Source organism: Caulobacter sp. Root487D2Y, assembly GCF_001427165.1.
Lineage (GTDB): Bacteria > Pseudomonadota > Alphaproteobacteria > Caulobacterales > Caulobacteraceae > Caulobacter.
In genome coordinates this window covers 479,708-496,475 of sequence record NZ_LMFD01000010.1, presented here as the reverse complement: position 1 = coordinate 496,475, position 16,768 = coordinate 479,708, and the positions used below count along the sequence as shown (strand labels likewise).

Sequence of the window (16,768 nt, the reverse complement as noted above, 5' to 3'; positions counted from 1 at the left end):
GGAACGTGGCCTCAGGCGGCCGCGCGGTTCTCGTCGGCGATGAAGTCGAGGCACGCCTCGGCGACGGCCTCCCAGCCCGGCTCGCCGGGCAGCCAGTGGCTCATCGCCGGGAAGACCTCGCAGGATCCACCCAGCCGCGCGGCGGTCTGGCGAACGGTGGCCGCCGGATGGATCACGTCCTTGCCCCCGGCGATCGCCAGGGTCGGAACGCCCACCGGTCCGGCGTGGGTGGTCATGAACGGGTCCATGAACCAGTTCAGTGTCTCCCACAGCGCCCGGCCGCTTTCGGCGACCATGCGGCCGTAGAGCGCCTTGCGCTGGTCACGGGGCAGGCGGTCCAGGGTGTAGCCTTCGACCACGCCGTAGTCCGGCGCCACGGCCTGGAGCCAATAGGGGCCCAGGGCGTAGAGGCTGACGGCCGAAGCCGCTTCCTCCAGCGACGATCCGGTGATTCCCCAGGGCGGCGAGGGGGCCAGCAGGATCAGCCGCGACACCGGCGCCCGTGCGGCGGCCATTTGCGCCACCAGTCCACCCATCGAGTGGCCGATCAGGATCGGCGGCCCGTCGCAGGCCTCGCAGAGCGCGGCGACCTGCTGGGCGTAGTCGGCCATCGAGCGGCCGGCGACCAGGGCCCCGTCGCCATGCCCCAGCAGGTCAGGGGTCTGGACGACGTGGCCGGCGGCCTCGAACGGTCGGCGGAACGCATCGAACGTCCAGCCGCCGCAGAAGGCGCCGTGCACCATGATCACCGGAGTCGCCACGCGTCCCGCCCGTTCGTTCGGCCAAAGCGCCGAGGGTTCAGCCTACACGCTACTTCTTCGGCGCGGGTGAAGATTTGGCGGTCGACTTTGCCGCAGGGGCCTTGGCTGGCTTCGGGGCCGGTTTCGGGGCGGGCTTCGAGGCCGCCGCCTTCGCCGGAGCCTTGGCGGCGGCGGGCTTGGCCGCGGTCTTCGGCTTGGCGGCCGGCTTCGGAGCCGACGTCGCCTTGGGGGCGGGCGCGGCCTTGGCGGGCGCTTTCGCCGCCGCGGCCTTGGGCTTGGCGGCCGGAGCGGTCTTGACGACCTTCGGAGCCGGAGCGGCCTTCGGCGCGGCGGCCTTGGCGGGGGCCTTCACGGGGGCGGCGGGCTTGGGCGCGGCCTTGGGAGCGGCGGTCTTGGCCGGAGCCTTCGCGGCCGGGGCGGCCTTGGCGGCCGGCTTCGGCGCGGCGGTCTTGGCCGGAGCCTTGGCGGCGGCGGGCTTGGCCTCAGGCTTGGCGGGGGCCTTGGGTTTGGCCGGGGCTTTCGCGGCCGCCGGCTTCGGGGCCGGCGCGGCCTTGGCGACCTTGGGGGCCGGCGCCGCCTTGGGCGCGGCCGCCTTGGCCGGAGCGGGCTTGGCGGCGGCCTTCGGTTTGCCCGGGGCCTTCGGCGCGGCGACGGACTTCACCCGAACCTTGGCGGCCGACCTCGGGGTGGGTTCGTCTGGCTTGGGACCCTTCGTGCCCGGGCCAAACCGTTCGACGGGGGCGCCGGCGTTCTTGGCGGGCGCGGCCTTGGCCTTCGGCGCGGCCTTCGGGGGCGCGGCCTTCGCGGCGGGGGTCGTGGCGGCCGGGGTCGGCACGGGTTTGGCCGGAGCCGGGGCGGGAGCCGGCGCGGGCTCAGCGGCCTTCACGGGTTCGGGCCCCGGCGTCGAAGCGGGCTTGGGAGCCGCGGGCGGGGCCGGTGCGGCTTTCGGTTTGCCCGTCAGCCAGGCGATCACGTCGTCGAGAATGCTCATCGTGTTTGGCTCGTCTATGAGGTAATGGGCGTTGTTGGGGTAGATCTTGAAGTCGGCGGCCGGATATTTCCGGCCGACCTTCTGCACGTCCTCGAGAGGCGTGGTGCGGTCCAGGGCGCCGGCCAGGACCAGCACGGGGACGGTCACTTTCGCGGCGTCGACATGGGCGGCCCTGTTCGGATCCTTGTGCGGCCAGGCCAGGTCGGCCAGCACCTGCCCGCTGTCGTGGACCATGGTCGCGTACAGCGCGTCGTGGCGCGGGGCCGGCACGACGTTCATGACGCCGAACTTGAAGCCCGTCTTCCACATCTTGCCCGCCCTGGTCTCGGGCTTGGACTGTAGGGCCATGTTCAGGAACGTAAAGACAGGCGAGAGCTTGGGTTTGCCGCGGGCGTCGGCCGGCGAGGCGGGGGCGAACAGCACCAGGCGATCGGCGTGGCCGGCCTCGGCGACCTTCTGGGCGATCAGTCCGCCCATGGAGTGGCCGAAGACGATCGGCCGCCTGCCGTCCTCCTTGGCCAGGGCCTGGGCCAGGGCGCTCATCTCGGCGACATAGTCGGCCAGGGTCAGGCCGGCCAGGCCCGCCCGGGGGCCGTCGACCGTGCGCACGGCCGAGCGAATGGTCGGCGCCACGACACGGTAGCCCTCGGCCCGCAGCCGCGCGGCCATGGGATCCCAGACGTCCCCAGCACAACCGTAGCCGTGGATCAGCAGGATCGTGTCCGCCATGCCCTACCCCTCCAGCGCGGCAAGATTTCAGCCGCCGCGCGCGAACCCACCAAACGCGGAAACGACCTGTTCGTATACCGCTCGTTTGAAAGGTACGATCAGTTCGGGCGTTTCGTCGAGAGCGCCCCATTTCCAGGCGTCGAACTCGACATGGGCGTCGGCCTCCAGATCGATCTCGGACTCGTCGCCGAGGAACCGAAAAGCGAACCAGACCTGCTTCTGACCCTTGAATCCACGGGCTTTCTTCGAGGCGGCGAAGTCGGCGGGAAAGTCGTAGATCAGCCAGTTCTCGGTGCGGCCCAGATATTCGATCGAGGTGACGCCGGTCTCTTCGGCCAGCTCGCGACGCGCCGCGGCCAGCAGATCCTCGCCGTCGTCGACGCCGCCCTGCGGAAATTGCCAGTTGTAGGGCGGCGGCTGGTTGTGACGCTTGCCCAGCCAGACGCGGCCGTCCGGGTGGAACAGCACGACGCCGACATTGGGGCGATGATCGGGATGGGTCTCGCCCAAAGGCGAAGACGGGGGCGTGTGGCCGGCGCTCATCGCTTGGCCATGGCCGAGGCGGGGGTCAGTTGCAAGCCCCTCCCGGCCAGGCCGGCGGCCCAGAGGCGCACCTGGTTGATCGTCACCGGATAGGCGAAGCCCGAACCCAGGGCCTGGCCGCGACCGGCGGCGCCGACCTCCAGCATCTTCAGCTGGCCGTCGATCGAGCCGGCCGCCAGTTCGTCGTCGATGATCCGGTCGGCCGAGGCGCGGGGGATCGGGCCGCCGCGCAGGGACGCCTGGCCGTCGTCGATGAAGGCAAGCCCCCGGGCCTTCAGGGCCAGGGTGAAGGTCGTCATCGCCGTGTCGCTGGTGACGAAGCGCGAGCCCAGATAGTTGGTCAGGCCGTAATAGCCGGTGGCGCGCGACATCAGCCACTCCAGCTTGCGCACGGTGTCCTCGGGCCGGTTGGCGGCGATCAGGGTGTAGGGGCCCGGATCGTTGGCGGGATAGTCGACCGGCTCCATCGGCGCTTCCAGCAGCACCTCGTGGCCGTGGCTGCGGGCCAGGTCGATCCAGCCCTGCAGGCCCTCGGCATAGGGCGCGAACGACAGGGTGATCTCGGGCGGCAGGGTCTCGATGGCCGCGCGGGTGGTCTGGGGGTTCAGGCCCAGGCCGCCGATCACCAGGGCGACGCGCGGACGGCCGTCGGCGGTGAACGGGCGGGCGTAGGCCTCGGCCGCCGTGCGGCCGTCGGCGGCGATCACCGGCAGGACGCCGCCGCCGGGACCGGGCGCGTAGAGGCCGGCCAGCGGCGCGGCCGGAAGCGGGCCGGTGACGGCGGCGATCGGCGAGGGGGCGGCGACGGCGTCGGCCTGGGCGGGCTCGTCGGCGTGGCCCAGGAACGGCAGGTTCGACAGGTCCAGGGCGCCGGGCAGCAGCGGCGCCTCGCGGTCGCCTTCGGGGACCAGGGCCTCGCGCCAGCCCTGGGGGATGTTCTTGGTCGTCCCGATCTTGTCGAGGGGCGCGCGCACCAGGGGCGAGCCCTTGTTGGGATCGCCGGTCACCAGAACCAGCAGGGCCAGACTCAGCAGGAACAGGAAGGCCGCGGCGCTGGCGCCGATGAAGGGATTGGCCGCCGCCGCCAGGATCCTGGCGCGCAGATCGCCGGGCTCGCGGTCGTCCGCGGACACGGCGACGCTGTAGGCGGGCTTGCGAGAGAAGGTCACGGCCATGGGAGCCAGATAGCCGGCAAGCTTCGAACATATGGTTAACGAGGGGTGCGACGGACTGGCGCGCGACCCTCCAAAAACGCCCTGAAAGCCCGGGACGAGGGGCCAGGGCGAGGGCGGTCGATCTTCATCATTGATCCGACCATTCGCATGGGATCATCTGACCTCCGATGCGATCCCTCCTCCCGATCCTTGGCGCGCTGGCGCTGTCCGCCGGCCTGCTGGCCACGCCCGCCGCCGCCGAGGACATTCCGCGCCTGGCCCGCCAGGGCGACACGACCCAGTTGCTGGTCGACGGCAAGCCGTTCCTGATCCTGGGCGGCGAGCTGGGCAATTCCAGCGCCTCGAGCCTGGACTATCTGGCGGCCCAATGGCCGACCCTGAAGGCCCTGAACCTCAACACCGTGCTGGCCCCGGTCAGCTGGGACCAGATCGAGCCGGTCGAGGGCCGGTTCGACTTCACGGTCGTCGACGGCGTGATCGCCCAGGCCCGCGCCCATGACACGCGGCTGGTCCTGCTGTGGTTCGGCAGCTGGAAGAACAGCATGTCCAGCTACGCCCCGGCCTGGGTCAAGCGCGACACGACTCGCTTCCCGCGGGCCCGCACGACCGAGGGGACGGCGCTGGAGATCCTGTCGCCGGTCAACCCGGCCAACCAGGCCGCCGACGCCAAGGCCTTCGCCGCCCTGATGGCCCACCTGAAGGCCGTCGACGGCGAGCGCCGCACGGTGATCATGGTCCAGGTCGAGAACGAGGTCGGCATGATCCCCCAGGCCCGCGACCACGCGGCCCAGGCCGAGGCCGAGTTCAAAAAGCCAGTCCCGCCGGCCCTGCTCAAGGCGCTGGGCAAGACCGGTTCGGGCGACTGGGAGACGGTGTTCGGCCCAGGTCCGGCGACCGACGAGCTGTGGCAGGCCTGGTCGTTCGGCCGCTATGTCGAGGCCGTGGCCGCCGCCGGCAAGCGCGCCTATCCGCTGCCGATGTACGTCAACGCCGCGCTGAACAGGCCGGGCGCGGCGCCGGGCGGCTATCCCAGCGCCGGCCCCCTGCCGCACCTGTTCGAGGTGTGGCGCGCCGCCGCCCCGTCGATCGATCTGCAGGCCCCGGACATCTACTTTTCCGACTTCACCCGTCGGGCGGCCCCCTATGATCGACCGGGCAATCCGCTGTTCATCCCCGAGGCCAACAACGCCGGCAAGCCCGAGGCCCCGGCCAACGCCCTGTGGGCGTTCGGCGAGCACGACGCCATCGGCTTCTCGCCGTTCTCGATCGAGTCGGTCGACCAGCCGGAGAACAGCCCGCTGTCCAAGGCCTACGCCCTGCTGGACACGCTCTCGCCGGTCATCCTGGCCCACCGGGGGCAGGGGACGATGCGCGGCTTCCGCCCGCCCGTGACCTTCGACGGCGTCGTCGACGACAAGACCCAGGAGGCCGTGTTCGGCGACTGGAAGCTGACGGTCGGCTTCGTCGATCCCTGGACCCCGCGCGACAAGCAGGACGTCAAGACGCATGGCGGGCTGGTGATCCGGCTGTCGCCCGACGAGTTCCTGGTGGCGGGCGCGGGGATCACCCTGACCTTCGCCTCGACCCGGCCGGGCGAGATCGCCGGCATCGAGAGCGTGCGCGAAGGCCGCTACGAGAACGGCGTCTGGCGCGAGGGCCGCTGGCTGAACGGCGACCAGACCCACCAGGGACGGCATGTGCGCCTGGCCCCGGACGGCTTGGACCTCCAGCGGGTGCGGCTCTACCGGTATCGGTGAGGGGCGGCCTTGGAGCGCATCGGCATCCAGCGTCTGGGGTGAAAATCTCGTCCTTCGACAAGCTCAGGATGAGGTTTTTCTACGACTCCGACCTATAAATGGTCCTCATCCCGAGCTTGTGGAAGGACGAGGACCACGCACTCAGCGTGAATGTCGATCGCCCTAGACCAAGGTCCCGCAGGCCGCGCGGAACGCCGCCAGGTCCGCCTCGTCGTGATAAATCGAAAGGCCGACCCGCAGCACGTCGTCGCGCACGTCCACCACCACGCCCTGGGCCGCCAGGGCCAGTTTCCAGGCCTGGGCGCTGGGGTGGCGCAGGGCCAGGAAGCGGGCCTGCGGCCCGTCTCCGGGCGGGTTGAGGACGACGGCGTCCTTCAGCGGCCCGGCCGCGCCGGCGGCGATCCGGGCCAGCAGGCTCCGCCGCAGGCCGGCCACGTGCTCGGCCACCACCGTCGTGGTCAAGCCCTCGGCCTCCAGCATCCGTCCCGCCCCCACGAAGCGGTAGAGACCCGACGGGTCGAAGGTCGCGCCCAGGAAGCGGCCAGCGTCGCGCCCATAGCCCACCCCGCCCGGCGGGCCCTCCAGGTCGCCGAACTCGGCGTACCAGCCGGTCAGGGCCGGGCGCGGGCCAAAGCCCGGCGGCGCGTGCAGGAACGCCGCGCCCTCGCCCGCCATGGCGTACTTGTAGCCGCCGGCCAAGTAGAAGATCCGGTCGGCCACGGTCGACAGGTCGGTCGGAACGGCCCGGAAGCCGTGATAGCCGTCGACCACCACCCACGGTCCCTCGGGCCTGGCCAGGTCGGCCAATTCCCAGACGCGATCGAAGACCAAGCCGCTCTTGAAGAACACATGGCTGACGAAGATCAGGTCGAACTGACCCTCACGCGCGGTGGCCAGGAACCGTTCGGCGAAGTCTGGGCCGTCGCTCTCCACCAGGGTCAGCGCGATCTCGCCGGCCTCGACCCAGCGCTGGGCCTGGCGGCGGAACGAGTGGAACTCGCCGTCGGTCGACAGCACCCGGACGGGCCGCCTGCCGACCGCCGACACCAGCACCGCCAGCAGGGTGTGGGTGTTGGGCGCGAAGACGACGCTGTCGGGCGAGGGCAAGGAGAGCTCGCGGGCGACCAGGCCCTGGGCGGCCGGATAGACCTGGCCCAGCGCCTTGTCCCACTTATGGTCGGCCAGGATCGCGGCGTCCTCCCACGCCTCGACCTGTGCGGCCAGGGTGACGTCGGGCCACAGATGATGGCTATGGGCGGCCATGTGCAGCCGATCCGGAACGCTCAGCGCGCGCGAGAACAGGTCCTTGCGCGCCAGGCTCACAGCTTGGTTCTCAGTGACCATAGCTCGGGGAAGCAACGCCGGCGCAGGGTCGAGGCCAGGTAGCCGATGCCGTCGGTGCCGCCGGTGCCCGGCCGCCCGCCGATGATCCGCTCGACGGTCAGCACGTGCTTGTGGCGCCAGGTGACCAGGGCGTCGTCCAGGTCGACCAGCTTCTCGGCCAGCTGGTACAGCTCCCAATAGCGCGGGGTGTCGCGATAGACCTCCAGCCAGGCGGCCTCCACCTCGGGCGAGGGCGCGTAGGCCTGGGCGAAGTCGCGGTTCAGCACCGCGTCCGGCACGGCCAGGCCCGCCTTGGCCAGCTGGGCGATGGCGACGTCATAGAGACTGGGCGCCTCTAGGGCCGCTTGCAGCTGCGCCAGGGCGTCCGAGCCCTCGGCGTGGAACTTCAGGAAGCTCTGGTCCTTCAGGCCCAGCAGGTATTCCAGGGTGCGGAACTGGTGCGACTGGAAGCCGGAGCTGGAGCCCAGCTCGCCCCGGAAACTGAGATAGTCGGCCGGCGTCATCGTCGCCAGCACATCCCACGACAGGGTCATCACCGTCTGGATCCGCGAGACCCGGGCCAGGGCCTTGTAGGCCGGCTCGACGTCGCCGTCCGCGATCAGCCGCATGGCCAGGAGCACCTCGTGGATGATCTCCTTGAGCCACAGCTCCTTGACCTGGTGGATGACGATGAACAGCATCTCATCGTGACGGTCGCTCAACGGCTGCTGAGCCGCGAGCAGTTGGTCCAGCGCGAGGTACCGCGCGTAAGTCATGTCTTGCGCCATGAGGGCGACCCTAGGCGGTTCGGGGCGGCACATTTGTCCTCGTTTGCACGGGGATCGCCTCGGGCGCGAAACGATGTTTCGCGGCGCCCGCGCAAAGCAGAACAAGCGGCCGCTTCGGGATCTCCGAAGGCGGTCGGGCGAGGGGGCGGAGAACAGAAACGCCGCGACCAGCCTTTCGGCTGTCGCGGCGTTTTGCGTCCGTGCGCCCCCTCATCCCGCAAGGGAGGAAGGAAACGGGTCTACTTCTTCTCGATCGGCGGGCCCTTGCCGGCCGCGGCGGCGGCCTTGGCGGTGACTTCGGCGATCTTGGCGGCCGGCTTGGGCAGTTTCGGCACCGACTGGACCGAGCCGGCCTGCAGCACGGCGATCGCGCGCTGCAGCTGGAAGTCGCCCTTCTTCTCGTCGAAACCGGCGGGCGGGGCCTCGGCGGGCGTGTGCACGCCCTGGCGGCTCTTGCCCTCGTCGGCGTTCAGCGCGTTCTTGAAGCTGGCCTCGCTGAACCACACGCGGTTGGCGATGTCCTGGGCCTGGTCCTTGGTCTGGGCCACTTCCAGGTCGGGCGCGATGCCGGTCTTCTGGATCGAGCGGCCCGACGGGGTGAAGTAGCGGGCCGTGGTCAGCTTCAGGGCGCCGTCGGCCCCGCCGCGCAGCGGGATCACCGTCTGCACCGAGCCCTTGCCGAAGCTGGTGATGCCCACCAGTTCGGCGCGATGGCGGTCCTGGAGCGCGCCGGCGACGATTTCAGCCGCTGACGCGGAGCCTTGGTTGATCAGCACCACCACCGGCAGACCGTTCAGCAGGTCGCCGGGCTTGGCGTTGTAGCGCTGGATGTCGCGCGGGTCGCGGCCGCGCTGGCTGACCACCTCGCCGCCGTCCAGGAACACGTCCGAGACGCCCACGGCCTGGTCGAGCAGGCCGCCGGGATTGTTGCGCAGGTCGAAGATCAGCCCCTTCATGTTGGGGTTCTTGGCCTTCAGGTCGGTGATCGCCGTGGTCAGGGCGTCAGTGGCCTTCTCGTTGAAGCCGGGCAGGCGCACATAGCCGTAGTCGCCTTCCATCCGGGCGATGGCGGCCTTGGGCTTGATGATCTCGCGCGTCAGCTTGACGTCGAACGGGTCGGTCTTGTCGCGGGCGATGGTCAGGGTGACGGACTCGCCGGCCGGGCCGCGCATCTGCTTGACGGCCTCGTTGACGGTCAGGCCCAGCACCGACTGGCCGTTGACCGAGGTGATGTAGTCGCCGGCCTGGATGCCGGCTCGCGAGGCGGGCGTGCCGTCCATCGGCGAGATCACCTTGACCACGCCGTCCTCGCTGGTGACCTCGATGCCCAGTCCGCCGTATTCGCCGCGGGTGGTGTCCTGCATGTCCTCGAAGCTGTCGGGCGACAGGTAGCCCGAATGCGGATCCAGGCTGGTCAGCATGCCGTCCAGCGCCGCCTCGATCAGCTTCTTGTTGTCGACCTCGGAGACGTACTGGGCGTCGACCGTCTGCAGGACGTCGCCGAACAGCTCCAGCATCTTGTAGGTCTGGCCCTTGGTCGAGCTGGTCGCCTGGGCGATGGGGCTGACATAGGCCATGGTCCCCGCGCCGAGGACGAAGGCCGAAACACCGATGAGCAGGTACTTGCGCATGTGGCCTGGAAGGCTCCCTGACGACGCCAAGCGTCGCATTAAAACTTGTCGCTCCGCCCGTTACTGAGGCCGAGCTTTGTTCATTTGACGGCCATCATCGCTGAAAAAGCCGTTTACCGCGATCCCTGTTTCAACCAACGCTCGGGATCGACCGGCGCACCATCTTCCCTGACCTCGAAATAGAGTTCTGGCTCCGAAGATCCATGGTCCGCCATCCGACCAACGGTCGCGCCGGGTGCGACAGATTGTCCGGGTCCGACGGAAACCTCGTCCATTCCCGCCAGCACCAGATGGTAGGCGCCCTGGGCGCGCAGGATCAAGACCGTGCCCCAGCCGTTCAGCGGTCCGGCGTATTCGACCACGGCGGCGGCGGGACTGGCCACGACGTGACCTTTTTCCGTGCGGATCGTCAGGCCGGCCGCGCGGCCGCCGGCCGGCATCACCTGGCCGAAGCGCCGGGCCAGCGGTCCGGGGGCGGGCGATCTGAGGCTCAGCGGGCCGGTCGCCGGCTTGGGCGACAGGGCGTCGGTCAGCGCGCCCAGCGTGCCCTGGTCGTCGCCGGTCAGGGCCTCCTGGGCGTAGGCGCGCTCGAGCCGGGTCTTCTCGACGATCATCCGTTCCAGCTCGCCCTTGCGGTCGGCGACCAGGCTTTCGGCGGTGAACAGTTGCTCGGAGGCCGCGGCGGCCTCGCGGCGCAGGGCGGCGACGGCGCGGGCCTGGCGGGCGTAGCCGTCGGCGCGGGCCTGCAGCTCGGGGGTCATGGCGCGGATCAGGATCGCGGCCCGCACCGCGTCGCGGGCGTCGCCGGGGCTGACCAGCAGGGCCGGCGGCGGGTCGCGGCGGAAGAGCTGCAGGGCGCTGAGCAGCCGGGCCAGCTGGCCCCGGTCGCGGCCCAGCTCGGCGGTCAGGGCCGACTCGCGCTGGTGCAGGGCCTCCAGCCGGGCGCGCTTGAGGTCGACGTCGTCGCCGGCGTCGACCCGCTGGCGGCCCAGGGCGTCCAGCTCGCCGCGCAGATCGACGATTTCGCGGCGGGTCTCGGCGGCGGCCTGCTCGTCCCGGGCCTTCTGGCTTGGAGGGGCTTTCGGGCTGATCGACCCGCGCTGGCCGACCTGGGCCGCGACGAGGCCGCCCGCGCCCAGCAGGGCGACCAGGAGGCTGGCGGTGATCAGGACGACGCGACGCGACATGGGGCGATCAATGCCTGCATTGAGTTTCAGCGACAACCCAAACCCATCCCCCACCGGTCGTCATCCTCTCACTGCCCGTCATCCTCGGACTTGTTCCGAGGACCCCTGTTTCAGCCGAGAGAACGATGGGCCGTAGAGCTGTGAGATTGCGGCCTCGCGCCAACGGGCAGCGCGGCGGGCCTAGGGGTCCTCGGAACAAGTCCGAGGATGACGGGCGTTAGGATGCGAACCCTAATCCCGATGGTACGGCGAGCCCGCCAGGATGGTGACGGCGCGATAGACCTGCTCGGCCAGCATGGCGCGGGCCAGGGCGTGCGGCCAGGTCTGGGGCCCGAAGGCCAGCCTCTCGTCGGCCGCGTCCAGGATCGAGGGATCCAGGCCGTCGGCCCCGCCGATCAGGAACACGATCCTGCGGTGTCCGTCGTCGCGCAGCCGGCCCAGGTGCTCGGCGAAGGCCCGGCTGGGCCGCACCTTGCCGTGCTCGTCGCAGGCGACGACGTAGGCGCCCTCCAGGTGCGGACGCAGCACCTCGGCCTCGGCGGCCTTGCCGGGCTTGCGGGCCTCGACCTCGACGATCTCGACCGGTCCCAGCGCCAGGGCGCGGCCGGACGCGGTGGCCCGGGACGCGTAGTCCACGGCCAGCTGCGCCTCGACCATGCGGCCGAGCTTTCCGACGGTGAGGAGGATGATCTTCATCAAGGCCCTGCGTTGAAACCCCGTCTCCCCCGGATCGGCTAAGCCGATCCGAAGCAAGAATGGGCGACCAGCTCAGGATGAGGTTTCAAGGGTGACGCAGACTATAAATAGCCCTCATCCCGAGCTTGTCGAAGGACGAGGGCGGCCCCGCGAACGCCTAGTTCGACGCCATCCGGTGCGGCGCGTCGACGGCCCAGATCTTCTCGATGTTGTAGAACGAGCGGACTTCGGGGCGGAACAGGTGGACCACCACGTCGCCGGCGTCGATCAGCACCCAGTCGCAGTGCGGCAGGCCTTCGACCCGCGCCTTGCCGAAGCCGCTCTCCTTGAGCGCCCGGATGATGTGGTCGGCCAGGGCGCCGACGTGACGATGCGAACGGCCGGACGCCACGATCAGGCTGTCGGCGACCGAGCTCTTGTCCGTCAGGTCGATGTGGACGATGTCCTGGGCCTTGTCGTCGTCGAGACGCGACAGGATCAGGGTCTCGAGCGCCTTGATACTCAGGTCCAGCTCGGACTCGTTCTTGGTCGAGGTTTCGGGGGAAACCGTTCCCTCGTGCGCCTGGGGCGCGGGGTCGCTACGCAGCGGAAATGCTCCTTGATGGGGTTCGCGCAATAGCTCCCATAGCATGGAAGACTCGAAAAGATGAGGGGGAACGTGGACGTGCGCGATTTCGACGGCCTCGCGCGTTCGCCGAGGTCCGTCGACGAACGCGCTATCGATGGCTTTTCGCCGAGCGCTCGCCGACTCCGAGTCTCTAAAATGTTCTCTTTATGTTCACGTTGCGACCGAATCTGGCGTGGCTCTCGGCGATCCTGTCCTGGTCAAATTCCACACCAACGAGGACATTCGAAATGCCTACCGAAACCTTCGGCCTGATCCGCCACGACATGAGCCCCAACGGGGACGTCCAGGGCTCGCCCCGCGCGTTCTCGGGGACCGTCACGACCGCTCGCGACGCGAACGAGATCGCCTCCAACTGCGACGTGAACTTCTTCGCCAGGACCAATCGCGACACCCACAACGACTTCTTCAACGGCCTGCGCTACGACCTGATCGCCGACGGCTCCAACAACACCGGCGCCCGTCAGGCCGTGTTCGGCAGCTTCCAGATGGACCAGCCGACCTCGACGTCGAACCTGAACCGCAACTATGTGGGCGTCACCGGCTTTGGGACGGCCTTCAGCTCGGACAACGGCACGGGCCTGGCCGTGACGACCGCCAAGGGCGCCTTGTTCGGGATGTCGGCCGCCGCCTACATGGGCGCCGGGGCCACCAACTGGCTCAACGTCTCGGCCATCGAGGCGGACGTCTTCTCCTACGCCGGCTCGAGCTACGCCTATGCCAGCGCGGCCAGCCTGATCTCGGGCCTTCACCACGCCGCGGCGATCGTCGACGCCGCGTGCTGGATTGGCGCCCAGGGCGGGGCCGTGGGCTGGCGCTACGGCGTGCTGTTCACCGACCGCAGCGGAAGCGATCCCGTCGGGAGCTCCACCACCCTGTTCGGCAGCGAATGGGCGGCGGGCGGGCCGCGACAGGTCGCCAACGGCGTGGATCTGCGCGGCTTCACCTTCTCCGACGCCGCCTTCGCCGCCCCCAACTTCAAGGTCGACGTCAACGGCAACGTCCAGATCACCGGGGTGTCGTCCCAGGTTGAGCTGGGCTCCAAGACGGTCGCCGGCAACGCCCTGGTCGACTTCAACTCGTCGGGCAACGGCAACGACTTCGACGTCCGACTGATCGCCGGCGGCGGCACGACCACCAGCGGGCGCGGCCACCTGACCGCCATCGCCGAGAGCTTCTATGTGGGTGGACACCTGACGTTCCAGCCTTCGTCGAACCCGACCTTGGTCAATGCTGGCGACATGACGTTCGAGATCGCCGACAACACCCACCTGAGGCTCTGGCTCAAGGGGGGCGACGGCGTCGCGCGGTCGGTGACCCTCGCGCTGGCCTAGAGGCCGGCTCGCCGCTCTCGAGCGGAGCGGCGAGCTACCCCTTCGTCTGCCGCCCGCGCAGCGCCGTCGACGAGGCGAAGTTCAGCGGGCCGGTCAGGTAGACCCAGGCCGGGGCGGTGGCGTCGGCCAGGATCGCCGCGGCGCTGGCGGGCCGGCGGGCCCAGGCGAAGCGGCGGGCGGCCGGCGAGGTGCGGGCCTTCAGGGCGATCCAGGGCCGCGAGATCACCGCCACCGGAACCTCGCGCATGATCTGAGTCCAGCCCCGCCAGCGATGGAAGGTGGCCAGGCTGTCGGCGCCCATCACCCAGACGAACTTCACGCCCGGATAGCGGGCCCGCAGCACCCGCAGGGTGTCGATGGTATATTGCGAGCCCAGCCGCGTCTCGGCGTCGGAGACGATCATGCCGCCGCCCCGCGCCCAGCGGCGCGCCCCGGCCATGCGCTCGACCAGGGGCCGGGTCTCGTGCGCCGACTTCAGCGGGTTCTGCGGCGAGACCAGCCAGATCACCCGGTCCAGCTCCAGGCGTCGAAGCGCCGTCTCGGCGACGTGGGCGTGGCCCTCGTGCGCCGGGTTGAAGCTGCCGCCGAACAACCCGACGCGCATGCCCGGCTCCAGATGGAGCCCAAGACGCTGCGCGGCGGGCCGGCCGGCCTCAGGGACGAGTCTGGCCGGTCCCGCGAACCACATATTTGAATGTCGTCAGTTGCTCGGCCCCGACCGGACCGCGGGCATGGAGTTTGTCGGTGGCGATGCCGATCTCGGCCCCGAAGCCGAACTCGCCGCCGTCGGCGAACTGGGTCGAGGCGTTGACCAACACGATGGCGCTGTCGACCAGGGCGACGAACCGCTCGGCGGCGGCCGCGTCTTCCGTGACGATCGCGTCGGTGTGGCCCGAGCCGTAGGCGGCGATGTGGGCGGCCGCGCCCTCCACCCCGTCGACCACGGCCACCGAGATCACCGGCGCCAGATATTCGGTCGACCAGTCGGCCTCGACGGCCGCTTTCATCGTGGGCTCGATGGCCCGCGAGGGACCGTCGCCGCGCAGCTCGCAGCCGGCCTTGATCAGGGCGTCGGCGATGGTCGGCAGCAGCTTGTCGGCGATCGCGCGGTCGACGAGCAGCGTCTCGGCCGCGCCGCACACCGACACCCGGCGCATCTTGGCGTTCAGCACGATGTCGACGGCCTTCCTCGGGTCGGCCGCCGCGTGGACGAACACGTGGTTCAGGCCCTCCAGGTGGCCCAGCACGGCCACGCGGGCCTCGCGCTGGACCCGGGCGACCAGGCTCTTGCCGCCCCGGGGGATGATCAGGTCGATCGTGCGGTCCAGCCCGCCCAGGATCGCGCCCACCGCGTCGCGGTCGGGGGTGCGGACGATCTGCACCGCGTCGGTCGAGATCCCCGCCGCCTTCAGCCCCTTGGCGATGGCCGCGTGGATCGCGAGGTTGGACTGGAGGCATTCGGACCCGCCGCGCAGGATCACCGCGTTGCCCGAGCGCACGCACAGGGCCGCGGCGTCGGCGGTGACGTTGGGCCGGCTCTCGAAGATCATGGCGATCACGCCGATCGGGGTGCGCACCCGGGCGATGTCCAGGCCGTTGGGACGCGTCCAGCGGGCGGTCTCGACGCCAAGCGGGTCGGGGATGGCGGCCACGGCCTCGACGCCGGCGGCCACGCCTTCCAGGCGCTCGGGGTTCAGCATCAACCGCTCGACCATCGGCGCGGTCAGACCGCCGGCCCCGGCCTTTTCAAGGTCGCGGGCGTTGGCGGCCAGGATGGCGGGCGCGTCGGCGCGGATGGCGGCGGCCATGGCGCGCAGGGCGGCGGTGCGCTGGTCCGGCGTGGCCACGCGCAGGGCCTGCGCCCCGTGCCGAGCCGCCTGTCCCATCGCCGTCATCGTCGCCTGCAAGCTCATGCCCGCGTCGTCCATGCCATCCTTCCGATCCCGGATATGCTCAGAGTGAGGCTTACCTAGGCGCTTTGGGGCGTGTGGGGAATGGGGAAAGGGTGGTGGGGGTGTTAGCGGGGCTGGGGGTTAAGGGTGGCGAAGCCAAGTATAGACCTTGGCATGGGGGACAAAGGGGTAGGTCATCTGACTTTGCCACGTGTCCATCCGCATCAGTTCCCGGGCGCCCGGAGCGATCAACTGCAGAACGATGGCGATCACGCATAGGGTTCTGCGCCTTGTCGCATGAGCCGCCCACATGGCGGCCAGGCCGCAGGCGCCGACTACGCACTCGACGACGCTGAAGGCGAACCAGATGTCGAAAAGGCCAAAAACACGCGGCATTGAAACGATCTGGGCGCTGCCGATCAGCCGAAGCGCCATGAACAGGCTAACGAGGCACACCAGCAGCAGCCAGGCGCGTGATTGACCGCGAAAAGCGTGGGCTGAGAGTCGGGGGCCTTCGCCGTCGCGACGCGTGAGGGCGCGACGGATTATGTGACCGCCATAGACGAAAGCCGTAAGTCCAACCAGGAGCCCAATGACCGGCGGCCAGGGCAATGGAATGGGTGATAGGGACTGCTCGTAGAGAAACGAAAGTTGCCGACGCGTGGCGGCGATTTCCACGCCTTCGACGCTGAGCGTGCCGCGGTATGCGCCATAGGCGCCCTTCGGATCGGCGTGAAATGTGCCCGACGCGTGGACGTAGTGGCGAGCTAGCGAACGCCGAGCGCTTCGGTCCATCCTGGGGACGCTGAACCAGACGCCGTTCTGAGTTTGGAACGCGTCGAAATCGTCCTTACCCACATAGAGAGCGTCACCCTCGAGTTCGAGGTTCAGGTAACCGGAGGTTTCGACATGGCGGCCGTCATAGAGTGACGGGTTCGCGATGATCGCGACCAGTGGAACTCGATCGTCAGGAGAAGGTTCGGACGGCGCGGGCAGCGTGGCCGCCCCCATCTGTGTCAGCGCCAGAAGCGCTATCAGCCAAGCTTTCATGTCTGAGGTCAGCACGGCTTGAGGTGGCGTGCAACGCTCAGGTTCCAGTCAGGCGACCCATCCGCCCCGGATGGGGCCGCACCTTAAAGCCTTGGTGGATCGGAGCTCTGGCGTCTGGCCGTGTCAAGGACGGCCCCGCAGGGGCCGCCGCGGGGCGGCCGGCCGGAGGCCGGTCCTTGACACGGCCAGACGCCAGAGCAGGCTCGCCATCAAGGTTTCAAGGCGCGGCCTCGCCGCTGGCGATGACGTCAGGGGCTTTTCCGACAAACGCCCAGTCCCTCCCCTT

15 protein-coding genes are annotated in these 16,768 nt (G+C 69.8%); 2 read left to right on the top strand and 13 right to left on the bottom strand.

The genetic code is table 11. The features are described from left to right. Positions 1–11 precede the first annotated feature (11 nt). Genes ASD38_RS12190 through ASD38_RS12175 form a run of 4 tightly spaced genes read right to left on the bottom strand, consistent with a single transcriptional unit; the run spans position 12 to position 4,199 of the window. Positions 12–761 carry an alpha/beta fold hydrolase gene (locus ASD38_RS12190; RefSeq protein ID WP_156390682.1) on the bottom strand — a complete coding sequence of 250 codons (750 nt, stop codon included), beginning with the start codon at positions 759–761 and terminating at the stop codon, positions 12–14. A gap of 49 nt (positions 762–810) precedes the next feature. Next, on the bottom strand, positions 811–2,481 hold the full coding sequence (locus ASD38_RS12185) for an alpha/beta hydrolase (protein WP_056460341.1): 1,671 nt from the start codon (positions 2,479–2,481) through the stop codon (positions 811–813). A 27-nt stretch (positions 2,482–2,508) separates the two neighbouring features. Further along, on the bottom strand, positions 2,509–3,024 hold the full coding sequence (locus tag ASD38_RS12180) for an RNA pyrophosphohydrolase (RefSeq protein ID WP_156390681.1): 516 nt from the start codon (positions 3,022–3,024) through the stop codon (positions 2,509–2,511). Then, complete coding sequence (locus ASD38_RS12175; protein WP_056460339.1) at positions 3,021–4,199, bottom strand: divergent polysaccharide deacetylase family protein; 1,179 nt, start codon at positions 4,197–4,199, stop codon at positions 3,021–3,023. The genes ASD38_RS12180 and ASD38_RS12175 overlap by 4 nt, the downstream gene beginning before the upstream one ends. Before the next feature lie 167 nt (positions 4,200–4,366). Here ASD38_RS12175 and ASD38_RS12170 point away from each other — a divergent pair, with 167 nt between their 5' ends. Next, entirely contained in the window at positions 4,367–5,956 is a 1,590-nt protein-coding gene (locus ASD38_RS12170) for a GH35 family beta-galactosidase (RefSeq protein ID WP_056460336.1), read from the top strand. Between the two features lie 162 nt (positions 5,957–6,118). On the opposite strand, the gene ASD38_RS12165 is transcribed toward ASD38_RS12170, so the two are convergent. The 6 genes from ASD38_RS12165 to rsfS form a co-directional block, all read right to left on the bottom strand. Then, the gene (locus tag ASD38_RS12165) at positions 6,119–7,300 is read right to left on the bottom strand and encodes a class V aminotransferase (RefSeq protein ID WP_056460335.1); all 1,182 of its coding nucleotides are present in this window, start codon (positions 7,298–7,300) and stop codon (positions 6,119–6,121) included. Continuing rightward, positions 7,276–8,067 (bottom strand): tryptophan 2,3-dioxygenase, encoded by a 792-nt coding sequence (locus tag ASD38_RS12160; protein ID WP_056440164.1) that lies wholly within the window; start codon positions 8,065–8,067, stop codon positions 7,276–7,278. The genes ASD38_RS12165 and ASD38_RS12160 overlap by 25 nt, the downstream gene beginning before the upstream one ends. A gap of 239 nt (positions 8,068–8,306) precedes the next feature. Next, complete coding sequence (locus ASD38_RS12155) at positions 8,307–9,698, bottom strand: S41 family peptidase (protein WP_056440166.1); 1,392 nt, start codon at positions 9,696–9,698, stop codon at positions 8,307–8,309. Between the two features lie 113 nt (positions 9,699–9,811). Then, a complete protein-coding gene (locus ASD38_RS12150; RefSeq protein ID WP_056460333.1) occupies positions 9,812–10,885 on the bottom strand; it encodes a murein hydrolase activator EnvC family protein in 1,074 nt (357 codons plus the stop codon). A 231-nt stretch (positions 10,886–11,116) separates the two neighbouring features. Continuing rightward, a complete protein-coding gene (gene rlmH, locus ASD38_RS12145; RefSeq protein WP_056460331.1) occupies positions 11,117–11,581 on the bottom strand; it encodes a 23S rRNA (pseudouridine(1915)-N(3))-methyltransferase RlmH in 465 nt (154 codons plus the stop codon). A gap of 157 nt (positions 11,582–11,738) precedes the next feature. Further along, on the bottom strand, positions 11,739–12,167 hold the full coding sequence (rsfS, locus tag ASD38_RS12140; RefSeq protein ID WP_162250233.1) for a ribosome silencing factor: 429 nt from the start codon (positions 12,165–12,167) through the stop codon (positions 11,739–11,741). Positions 12,168–12,436: 269 nt separating this feature from the next. Here rsfS and ASD38_RS12135 point away from each other — a divergent pair, with 269 nt between their 5' ends. Continuing rightward, the gene (locus ASD38_RS12135) at positions 12,437–13,540 is read left to right on the top strand and encodes a hypothetical protein (RefSeq protein WP_056460329.1); all 1,104 of its coding nucleotides are present in this window, start codon (positions 12,437–12,439) and stop codon (positions 13,538–13,540) included. 34 nt (positions 13,541–13,574) lie between these two features. On the opposite strand, the gene ASD38_RS12130 is transcribed toward ASD38_RS12135, so the two are convergent. The 3 genes from ASD38_RS12130 to ASD38_RS12120 form a co-directional block, all read right to left on the bottom strand. Next, a complete protein-coding gene (locus ASD38_RS12130) occupies positions 13,575–14,228 on the bottom strand; it encodes a nicotinate-nucleotide adenylyltransferase (protein ID WP_056440174.1) in 654 nt (217 codons plus the stop codon). Next, positions 14,194–15,468: a glutamate-5-semialdehyde dehydrogenase gene (locus ASD38_RS12125; protein ID WP_056460328.1), complete on the bottom strand. Its 1,275-nt coding sequence runs from the start codon at positions 15,466–15,468 to the stop codon at positions 14,194–14,196. Before ASD38_RS12125 ends, ASD38_RS12130 begins: the two co-directional genes overlap by 35 nt. A gap of 105 nt (positions 15,469–15,573) precedes the next feature. Then, positions 15,574–16,482 (bottom strand): hypothetical protein, encoded by a 909-nt coding sequence (locus ASD38_RS12120; RefSeq protein WP_156390680.1) that lies wholly within the window; start codon positions 16,480–16,482, stop codon positions 15,574–15,576. Positions 16,483–16,768 lie beyond the last annotated feature (286 nt).